Source organism: Streptomyces sp. NRRL S-495 (assembly GCF_000966955.1).
Lineage (GTDB): Bacteria > Actinomycetota > Actinomycetes > Streptomycetales > Streptomycetaceae > Kitasatospora > Kitasatospora purpeofusca.
The window spans coordinates 1-9,968 of sequence record NZ_JZWY01000528.1 but is presented as its reverse complement, the minus strand read 5'-3'; the positions used below and the strand labels follow the sequence as shown (position 1 = coordinate 9,968).

The 9,968-nt window shown below is 74.4% G+C and carries 8 protein-coding genes; 5 read left to right on the top strand and 3 right to left on the bottom strand.

Annotated elements, in window-relative coordinates; genetic code table 11:
- Positions 1-2,887: MFS transporter (locus VR45_RS26015; RefSeq protein ID WP_159394357.1), on the top strand; the 2,887-nt coding region annotated here is incomplete at its 5' end.
- On the top strand, positions 2,884-6,066 hold the full coding sequence (locus VR45_RS26010) for a non-ribosomal peptide synthetase (protein WP_045942270.1): 3,183 nt from the start codon (positions 2,884-2,886) through the stop codon (positions 6,064-6,066). The genes VR45_RS26015 and VR45_RS26010, both read left to right, overlap by 4 nt.
- Positions 6,067-6,087: 21 nt before the next feature.
- On the opposite strand, the gene VR45_RS26005 is transcribed toward VR45_RS26010, so the two are convergent.
- A complete protein-coding gene (locus VR45_RS26005) occupies positions 6,088-6,714 on the bottom strand; it encodes an SRPBCC family protein (RefSeq protein WP_045942269.1) in 627 nt (208 codons plus the stop codon).
- A gap of 118 nt (positions 6,715-6,832) precedes the next feature.
- Between VR45_RS26005 and VR45_RS26000 the strand changes: the two genes are divergently transcribed.
- The gene (locus VR45_RS26000; RefSeq protein WP_045942268.1) at positions 6,833-7,480 is read left to right on the top strand and encodes a TetR/AcrR family transcriptional regulator; all 648 of its coding nucleotides are present in this window, start codon (positions 6,833-6,835) and stop codon (positions 7,478-7,480) included.
- 1 nt (position 7,481) lies between these two features.
- Here the strand turns inward: VR45_RS26000 and VR45_RS25995 are convergent, their stop codons facing one another.
- A complete protein-coding gene (locus VR45_RS25995; RefSeq protein WP_045942267.1) occupies positions 7,482-7,694 on the bottom strand; it encodes a hypothetical protein in 213 nt (70 codons plus the stop codon).
- 245 nt (positions 7,695-7,939) lie between these two features.
- Here VR45_RS25995 and VR45_RS25990 point away from each other — a divergent pair, with 245 nt between their 5' ends.
- Together VR45_RS25990 and VR45_RS25980 are read left to right on the top strand one after the other, a co-directional pair.
- Complete coding sequence (locus VR45_RS25990) at positions 7,940-8,488, top strand: GNAT family protein (RefSeq protein ID WP_234326167.1); 549 nt, start codon at positions 7,940-7,942, stop codon at positions 8,486-8,488.
- A 217-nt stretch (positions 8,489-8,705) separates the two neighbouring features.
- Positions 8,706-9,257, top strand: a complete 552-nt coding sequence (locus VR45_RS25980; RefSeq protein ID WP_052709376.1) for a hypothetical protein — start codon at positions 8,706-8,708, stop codon at positions 9,255-9,257.
- A 15-nt stretch (positions 9,258-9,272) separates the two neighbouring features.
- Here VR45_RS25980 and VR45_RS25975 read toward each other — a convergent pair.
- Positions 9,273-9,968 (bottom strand): TetR/AcrR family transcriptional regulator (locus VR45_RS25975; protein ID WP_052709375.1); only part of this gene is annotated, 696 nt, incomplete at its 5' end.

Sequence of the window (9,968 nt, the reverse complement as noted above, 5' to 3'; positions counted from 1 at the left end):
GATCAAGGTCCGCGGCTACCGGGTGGAGCCCGGCGAGATCGAGGCGGCCCTCACCGCCCTGCCCGGGATCGGCCAGGCCGTCGTCCTGGCCCGGGGCGAGGGCCTGCGGCAGATGCTGGTCGCCTACCTGGAGCACCCCGGCGACGACCCCGCGCCCACCCCGGCCGAACTGCGCGAAACCCTGGGCGAGTTGCTGCCCGACTACATGGTCCCGGCCCGGTTCGTGGTGCTCGACCGGCTGCCCCTGCTCGCCCACGGCAAGGTCGACCGGCGGAACCTGCCCGAACCCGAGGAGCCCGCCGCGAGCGGGGAGTTCGTCCAACCCGAGGGCGAGGCGGAGGAGTTCCTCGCCGCGCTCTGGGCGGAGCTGCTGGGCGTGCCCCGGGTGGGCGCCCTGGACGACTTCTTCGAGCTCGGCGGGCACTCGCTGCTGGCCACCCAGGTGGTCGCCAAGCTGCGCCGCGCCTTCCCCGAACTCCCTACCCCGGTCGGGGTGATGGACCTCTTCAAGTACCCCACGGTGCGCCGGCTGGCCGCCCTGGTCAGCGACCCGCACGCCGACCGGGGCCCGCGCAGCCTGCTGCACCTGCTCACCCCGGCCGGCCGCCGGACCACCGCCAGCCTGGTCTGCACCCCGTACGGCGGCGGCAGCGCGCTCATCTACAAGCCGCTCGCCGACGCCCTGCCCGCCGACTGGGCCCTGCACTCGCTCGCCGTCCCCGGACACGAACTGGGCGAGGAGGCCATGGACATCGACGAGGTCGCGGCCGGCTGCGCCCAGGAGATCCTGGACACCGTCGAGGGCCGGATCGTGCTGTACGGCCACTGCGGCGTCGGCGTCCGACTGGCCGTGGAGATCGCCCGGCGGGTGGAGGCGGCCGGCCGCGAGGTCGAGGCCGTCCACCTCGGCGGCATCTTCCCGTTCGCCCGGCCGCGCGGGCGCGGCGCCGCCGTCGGCGAGTGGTGGGCCCGCACCGCCGACCGGCTGCGCAGCGACCAGGGCATGATCAACGCCCTGGCGGCGGCCGGCCTGGACACCGACGAGGTCGGCACCGAGCAGCTGCGGCTGATGGTCGCCAACCGCCGGACCGGGACCAGGGAGGCCGAGCAGTACTTCACCCGGCTGTTCGAGAGCGAGGACGGCCGGATCGCCGCCCCGGTGTACGCGGTCTGCGGCGACCGGGACCCGGCCACCGAGTTCTACGAGGAGCGGTACCGGGAGTGGCACCGGCTCAGCGACACCACCGGCGTCGTGGTGCTCGACGAGGCGGGCCACTTCTACCTCAAGTACCGGGCCGCCGAACTCGCCGAGATCCTCACCACCGTGCACCGCTCGGTGGTCGACGGCGAGGAGCAGCGGCACCGGCGCACCGAGGGCGCCACCTGGTGGCTGGCCGGGCTCTCCCGTTCCCGGGGTGCGGCGGACGGCGCGAACTCGGCCGCCGAGCAGGCGCCGAGGGCCGCGACCGCCCCGGTGCGGCCCACCATGCGCCGCTTCCTCGGCGTCGCCGCCGGCCAGCAGATCTCGATGATCGGCTCGGCGCTCACCGAGTTCGCCCTGCCGGTCTGGATCTACCTGACCACCGGCTCGCTCGCGCAGTTCGGTCTGCTGGCCGCCTGCGGGCTCGTCCCCGGCATCCTCACCGCCCCGGTGGCCGGGGCGCTGGTGGACCGCGGCGACCGGCGCCGGATCATGCTGTACGGCGATGTCGCGGCGGGCCTCACCCAGGCGGTGATGCTGCTGCTGTACCTGACCGACTCGCTGGCGGTGTGGCACGCGTACGTGCTGATCGCGGTGCTGTCGACGGCGCTGACCTTCCAGCGGCTGGCCTGGAACTCGGCCGTGCCGCAGCTCGTCCCGAAACGATTCCTCGGCCGCGCCAACGGCGTCGTCCAGATGGCCTTCGGTCTCGCCCAGTTCCTGGTGCCGCTGTTCGCGGTCGGCCTGCTGTCGGCGCTCGGTCTCGGCGGCATCCTCGCGATGGACGTGGCCAGCTACGTCGTCGCCACCGGCGTGACGCTGGCCGTGCGCTTCCCCGACGTGATGGCCGCCCGGCGCCGGGAGAGCGTCGCCGCCGAGATCCGGGCCGGCTTCCGGCGGGCGCTCGGCAGCCGCAACTTCCGGGCGATGCTGCTGTTCTTCGCCGTGCTCAACATCTTCCTGTCGCCGCTGTTCCTGCTCACCACCCCGCTGGTGCTGTCCTTCGCCCCGCTGGCCGCCGCCGGCTGGGTCGCGGTCGCGGCCGGGCTGGGCGCCGTCCTCGGCGGTCTGACCCTGCTGGTCTGGGGCGGGCCGCGCCGGCTGCGACTGCGCGGCGTCCTGCTCGCCACCCTCGGCCTGGCGGCCGCCTGCCTGGTGACCGGCCTGCGGCCGAGCGTCCTGCCGGTCGCGCTCGGCGCCTTCGGCATGGCGTACGGGCTGGCCCTGGTCAACGGCGTCTACGCGACGATCGTGCAGACCAAGGTGCCGCTGCGCTTCCACGGCCGGGTGATCGCCGTCAACACCATGGTCGCCTGGTCCACCCTGCCGGTCGGTTTCGCCCTGGTCGCACCGCTCGGACCGCGCCTGGTCCAGCCCTGGGTGGACGCGGACGGCCCGCTGGCGGGCAGCGTCGGCCGGCTGATCGGCACCGGCGACGGCCGCGGCATCGGCCTGCTGTACCTGCTGTTCGGGCTCGCCATGGCCCTGCTGGTACTGGTCTGCCTCGCCGTCCCCGCCCTGCGGCACTTCGACCGCGACGTCCCCGACGCCGAGCCGGACGACCTGGTCGGCCTGGCCACCCTCGCGGCCCGCGCCGGAACCGCGACCCCGTCCACGCCCGCCGCTTCGTCCGAACTCCCCTCCGCACCCGCATCCCGCACCGGAACCGAGGCTGTCGCCCGATGACCACCACCGACCGGACCGCCGGCCCCGCCCGCCCCGTCGAGGCCGTCCACCCGCTCACCGAGGAGCAGCGCCGGCTCTGGTTCCTCCAGCAGCTCCACCCCGCCGACGCGGGCTTCAACATGTACCTGTGCCGCCGGTGGAGCGGCCCGCTCGACGTGACCGCGCTGCGCACCGCGCTCGACCGGCTGACCGCCCGGCACGAGCCGCTGCGCACCCGCTTCGCCCTGGACGGCGAGGCGCCCGTGCAACTGGTCGAGCCCGCCGCGCCCGTCCCGCTCGACCTCGTCGCGCTGGCCCCGGGCGCCGGCGAGGCGGACTTCACCGAGGCCTGCCGCCCCACCGTCAACGCGCCGTTCGACCTCGGCGGGCGCCCGCCGTTGCGCGCCGTCCTGGTCTCGGCCGGGCCGCAGGAGCACGCGCTCGCGCTGGTCGTCCACCACATCGTCTCGGACGGCTGGTCGTTCCGGATCCTCTGGCGCGAACTGCTCGCCCTCTACCGGGAGGCCATCGGCGAGGCACCGGCCGGGCTGGCGCCGCTCGCCCTGCGCTACGGCGACGTCGCCCGCGCCGAGCAGCAGCGCGCCGGGGCGGGCGGCACCGAGGCCGCGTTCCGCTACTGGGCGGAGAAGCTGGCCGGCACCGGCCGGCTGCGGCTGCCGCTGGACCGCCCGCGCCCGGCGGACCCCCGGCACCCGGCCGGCTTCGCCACCACCGCCCTCGGCCCGGAGCTCACCTCGGCCCTGGACGCCCTCGCCCGCCGGGAGCGCTGCACCCCGTTCATGGTGCTGCTCGCCGCCTACCAGTGCGTGCTGGCCCGTTGGACCGGCAGCACCGACTTCGTGGTCGGCACCCCGCTCGCGGGCCGCACCGAGGCCGCCCACGAGGAACTGGTCGGCTACTTCGCCCGCACCGGCGTGCTCCGCGCCGACCTCACCGGCGAACCCGACTTCCGCACCGTCCTGCACCGCGTCCGCACCGCCACCCTGGGCGCGCTGAGCCACCAGGACGTGCCGCTGGAACGGCTCGCCGCCCACCTGGGACTGCCCGCCGAGGCCGGCGCGGCGCCGCTCTACCAGGCGGTGTTCGTGCACCAGAGCCAGTACGACCTGGCCGGCGAGGACGGCGGCACCCCGCTGCCCGCCGGGGTCCGCACCGCTTCCATGGACTCCGGCTTCGAACGCGCCAAGACCGATCTGCTGCTGGACAGTTGGCGCACGCCGGACGGCGGTCTGACGCTCTCCTTCTGCTTCGACCGGGAGGTGCTCCACGCGGAGACGGTGGCCGCGCTGGGCACCCGCTGCCACGCGCTGCTCACCGCCGCCGTCGCGGACGTGACGGTGCCGCTGCACGGGGACTGGCTGATCGGGCCGGACGAGCGGGCCGAACTGCTCGCCCTCGGCGCCGGCCCGGCTCCCCGCTCCACCGCCCGCCCCGTGCTCGCCCGCTTCGCCGAACGGGTCGCCGCCGCCCCGGACGCCCCCGCCCTGGAGTGCGGGGGCCGCAGCCTCTCCTACGCCGAACTCGACCGGCTGTCCGCCGAGTTGGCCGCACGACTGGGCTCCGTGGCGGGGCAGCTGGTCGCCGTCCGGCTGGCCCCCTCCTTCGAGCTGGTGACGGCCCTGCTGGCGATCTGGAAGGCCGGCGCGGGCTATCTGCCGCTCGACCCGGCCCACCCGGAGGAGCGGCGGCGGCTGATGCTGCGCGAGTCGGGGGCCGTCGCGCTGCTCACGGACGAGGAGGGCTCCGGACTGCGCGTCGTCCCGACCGAGGCCGTCCCGGGTACGGCCGAGGACCTCTCCGGCCTCGCCTACGTCCTGTTCACCTCCGGCTCCACCGGCACCCCCAAGGCCGTCGCCGTCGACCACGCCGCCCTCGCGGCCCGGGTGGACTGGATGGCCGGGTCCGAGGGCTACCGGCTCACACCCGCGGACCGGATCGTCCAGTTCGCCTCGATCGGCTTCGACACCCACGCCGAGGAGCTGTGGCCCGCCCTCGCCTCCGGCGCCTGCGTGGTGCTGCTCCCCGGCGGCGGCCGTACCCTGCCCGACCTGCTGCGCGGCCCGCACGGCCCGTCCGTCACCGTCCTCGACCTGCCCACCGCCTACTGGGAGGAGCTGGTCTCGCACGACGACCGCACCCCGTGGCCGGCCGCCCTGCGGCTGGTGGTGCTGGGCGGCTCGGAGGTCCGCGCCGAGGCGGTCGCCCGCTGGCGGGAGCGGCACGGCGACACCGTGCGGCTGGTCAACACCTACGGTCCGACCGAGGCCACCGTGATCGTCACGGCCACCGACCTCGGCGCCCCGGACGCCGCCCGCCGCCCGTCCCTGGGCCGCCCACTGCCCGGCGTGCGGCTGTACGTGCTGGACGAGCGCGGCGCGCTGCTGCCGCGCGGCTCCGAGGGAGAGCTGTACATCGGCGGCACCGGCCTCGCCCGCGGCTACCTGGGCCGCCCCGACCTGACCGCCCCGGCCTTCCTCGACGATCCGTTCCTCCAAGGTCTGTCCACCGGGGCCCGGATGTACCGCACCGGCGACCGCGCGCGCTGGCGCAGCGACGGGACCCTCGACTACCTCGGCCGCGGTGACGAGCAGATCAAGCTGCGCGGCTACCGGATCGAACCGGCCGAGATCGAGGCCGCCCTGACCGCCCACCCGGAGGTGGCCCGGGCCGCCGCCGTGGTGCGCGGCGGCCGCCGCTTGGTCGCGTACGCCGTCCCGGTCCCGGGCGCGGAGCCCGACGCCGCCGCCCTGCGCGAGCACCTGGTCCGGGACCTGCCCGCCTACCTGGTCCCCGACACCGTCGTCCTCCTCGACACCCTCCCGCTGACCCTCAACGGCAAGCTCGACGCCGCCGCCCTCCCCGAACCGGCCGCGGCCACCGGGCGTCCGTACCTGGCGCCGCGGACCGATGCCGAGCAGCTGGTCGCCCAGCTGTGGCAGGAGGTCCTCGGGGTGCCCCGGGTCGGCGCCCTGGACGACTTCTTCGAACTCGGCGGCGACTCCCTGCTGGTCACCCGGGTCGTCGCCCGGATCCGGGCGGGCGTCGGCCTGGACGTCCCGATCCGGGACGCCTTCGAGCTCTCCACCGCGGCGGCGCTGGCGGCCCGGGTCGAGGAGTTGCTCGTCGCCGAGATCGAGGCGCTGAGCGAGGACGAGGCCGCCGACCGCCTCGACGGCTGACCACCGCCGGGGTGCGGGCGCCTACCGGGGCGCCCGCGCCTCGGCGGCCGCCTTCAGGTCGCCCAGCCAGGCGTCGAGTCCCGCCCGCAGGATCCCGGTCGCCAGCGGCACATTGGCGTCGACCTGCGGCCCGGTGTGGGTCTCCTCGGTGCTCACTCGCACCCCGCCCCGCACCTTGGTGAAGGTCCAGACGTGCACACCGTCGATGTGCAGCCCCTCCCCGTCCGCCGGGCCGGTCCAACGGATGCAGGAGCGGTCCTTGACCTGCCGCACGGTCGAGGTGATGTCCAGTCCGGTGGCCGGGATCCCGACCTCGGGCGGGATCGGCGTCGTCCAGTGGAACGCCGACCCGGCGCGGAACCGCCCGTGGTCGAGCCACTCGGCGCTGCTGACCGCCTGCTGCCAGGACGGCCAGCGGTCGACGTCCGTCTGCAGCTTCCAGACCACGTCCAGCGGCGCGTTGATCACCGCCTCGGTCCGGTACCGGATCTGCGCGGCGGGGTCGACCCCGGCTCCACGGCAGGTGAGCCCCTTGGCCGGCTTCGCGGAGTGCGCCCCGGCCGGCGCCGCCGCACCGCCGAGGAGTGCGGCCACCAGCGGGACCGTGATCGCTGCGGCCCGAATTCCAGCCCTACGCGTACCGAACATGGCATTTCCTTCCCTAGCTGTCGTCGCTGTCGTTAGAAGTTCTAACTCCTCATCGCACCAAGAGTCAATAGCTTCCGTGATACCCTCTAACTAACAGATCCGAGAGGCGACCCCCACCATGGCGAAGAGCGACCCCACCACCCCCCGCGAGCGCTACCGCACCCAGGTCCGCGCCGAGGTCATGGAACGTGCGTGGGACCAGATCGCCACCGCCGGCGCCTCCGCGCTCTCGCTCAACGCGATCGCCAAGCAGATGGGCATGAGCGGCCCTGCCCTCTACCGCTACTTCGCCAACCGGGACGAGCTCATCACCGAACTCGTCCGGGAGGCCTACCGCGACCTCGCCGACACCCTCCACGCGGCCGCCGTAACCGGCGCCGACCTGGCCGGACTCGCCCGCACCCTGCGCACCTGGGCCCTGGCCGACCCGCAGCGCTACCTGCTGCTCTACGGCACGCCCGTGCCCGGCTACGAGGCCCCCGAGGACACCACGGCGATCTCCCAGGAGATCGCGGTCACACTCATTGACGCCTGCGCCGCCGCCCTCCCCCCGGCCAGCACTTCGGCACCCCTCGCCACCCACCTCGCCGACCACCGCACCTGGGCCGCCGGCCACCCTGCACCGCCCGAGGCCCTCGCCCTCTTCCTCACCCTCTGGACCCGCCTGCACGGCGTCCTGTCCCTCGAACTGGCCGGCCATTTCACCGGTATGCAGTTCGACGCCACGGTCCTCTTCGAGTCCGAACTCGCGACCCTGCTCGGCTGATTCAGCTCCTCTGCGTACCCGCCATCGGCCGCGCCCGCTCCAGCAGTTCACGCACCCGCGCGTCGCGGCGGTGCGGGCGAACCGCTGCGACCATCGCCCGAAACCGGTCGTCAGCCCGACCGGACTGCACCTGCGGATAGTCGTCCAACGCCAAGTTCCAGTTCTGAAGCGCCTCTTCGACCCGCCCGGCTTCGACCTGCCACTCGGCCAGCATCGCCCGATGACGCACTCGGGCCCGCCGGTACACGGCGGGCCTGACCGCCACGGAGCGCTCATCGGCCGCCCGACGGCTCTCTGTGACGTGGCGCCACGGCGTCGCAGCCGACCCGGTTCGGATGCACGCTTAGGTGCAAACTGAGGACGGCACAGTTGTCGGCGAACCCGTCTCGACTCTCGCCTACACTCCCGTCCTCGTCATTGGAGCCCACCATCACCACCGAAGTCGACCCGATCATCTGGATCCATGACTCAGTCTGCGGCCTCGGGCCCTACCGCGCCGATCTCGTCGAGGCGTACTGGCGCTGGGAGCAGGATCCGGCGCTGCTCGTGGGGTACGGGCGGCAGCAGCCGGAGTCGCTGGAGGCCCGCGTGGAGGGGATGGCGGCGCAACTCCGGGGGGACAACATCCGGTTCACCGTCTACGACCTCGCGGGCGACGCCGCCGTACCGGTCGGCATCGCCACGCTGCTGCCGGACCCCGCTGTCCGCACGGCCGAGTACGTGGTGATGCTGGCGCCCGAGGCGCGGGGGCGGGGGCTGGGGGCGGCGGCGACCCGGCTCGTGCTGGACTACGCGTTCCACATCACCAATCTGCGCATGGTCTGGCTCAAGGTACTGGCGCCCAACCGGCCTGCGGTCCGCGCTTACGAGAGGGCGGGGTTCCGGACCGTCGGCGCCTTGCGGGAAGCGGGGTACTGGCTCGGGGAGGTCTGCGACGAGGTGGTCATGGATGCCCTCGCTGCGGAATTCGCCGGGCCGTCGGTGGTGGCACCCCTGACAAAGTGCTGATGGGTCGTCATCCAACGCTCACTCGAGTGCTGGTGGCCGTGTCGTCGGCCTTGACTGCGGTGGGCCGGGTCCAGCAGGGTGTGGTCCACTCCCTCGCACCGTTGCCCCGATCGGTACTCCCCCACCTGGAGACGGCATGCGTGCGACCGTTCATCACCGACCCGGCCGCGGACGTGGACGCGGCGGGCCTTCCGTCGGGCTCGCGGTCGCCGCGCTCTTGGCGGCGGCTTCCGGTGTCGGGTTCGCCGCCGGGGCGGCGGATCCGCTGCCGAGGGTCGAGCTGGTCCTCAACGGGGCGTTCGACTCGTACCCGTGGATGTGGACCTGCGACGGGGACGTCCGGCGCAGCAGCATCCCGCACGACCACTATGTGTCGGGCCGTCCGACCGCCGACAGCACCGCGTGGTGCTCCCAGCGGGTTCGGGTCCTGCCGAACTCCAGCTATCTGCTGAACGCCACGGTGCGCGGTCCGTTCGCCTTCGTCGGCGTCACGGGGGCGGCCGGTGAGAACGCCTCGACCTGGTCGGGGCAGGGCGATTGGAACGATCTGTCGGTGCGGGTGAGCACCGGGCCGGACACCACCGAGCTGACGGTGTACTTCCACGGCTGGTACGAGCAAGCCTCCTACGACGTGCGGCGGGTCTCCCTCACCGGTCCCGGGTACGAGCCGCGTCCGTGCGGCGAGCCGGGCGGCCCGGCATCGGCGCCCACCGACGGCCCCGGGTCGACCACGCCGTCGCCCACCTGCTGGCGGACGTACATCCCCTGACCGGTCCCGCAGGGTTCAGGAGGCGGGGCGGCGGCGGTGGGCGCGCTGGCGGCAGGTGGTGCCGCAGTAGCGGGCCGGGCGGCCGGTGGGGTGGACGGTGAGGGCGGCTCCGCACTCCTCGCAGACCGGGGCGGGGGCGTGGAGTGACCCCCGGCTGTCACGGAACGAGCGGCCTTCCGTGACAGCCGGGGCGGAGGGGCGGAGGCCGTCCAGGGTCAGCCGGACGAGCCGGAGCCCGGCCGCGCGGTCGTGGCGGGCCGTCAGCATCGAGGCGCACCCCACGACGACGGCCACCACGTCCTCGGGGCCGAGGTCGGGCCGGACGCCGCCGGCCCGCTGCGCGGCGTGCAGCAGCGTCTCCAGGAGGTGGCGGAACCGCGCCACCGCGGCCGTCAGGACCGGGCGCGGCCAGCTCGCGTCGGTCGACAGCACGTCGCAGACGGTCGCGCGGTTGCGCGAGGTGTCGACCACGTCCAGGAGGAACCCGAAGAAAGCCTCGGCGGGCGCGGACCGGGCGGTCCGTCGCTCGCCGGAGGCGATCAGCTCGCCCAACTGCTGGACGACCACCGCCTCGACGAGGGCGTGCTTGGTCGGGAAGTGCCGGTACACCGTGCCGGCGCCGACACCCGCCCGGCGGGCGATGTCACCGAGCGGGACATCGAGCCCCCGCTCCGCGAACGCCTCGCCCGCCGCCGACAGCACCCTGGCCCG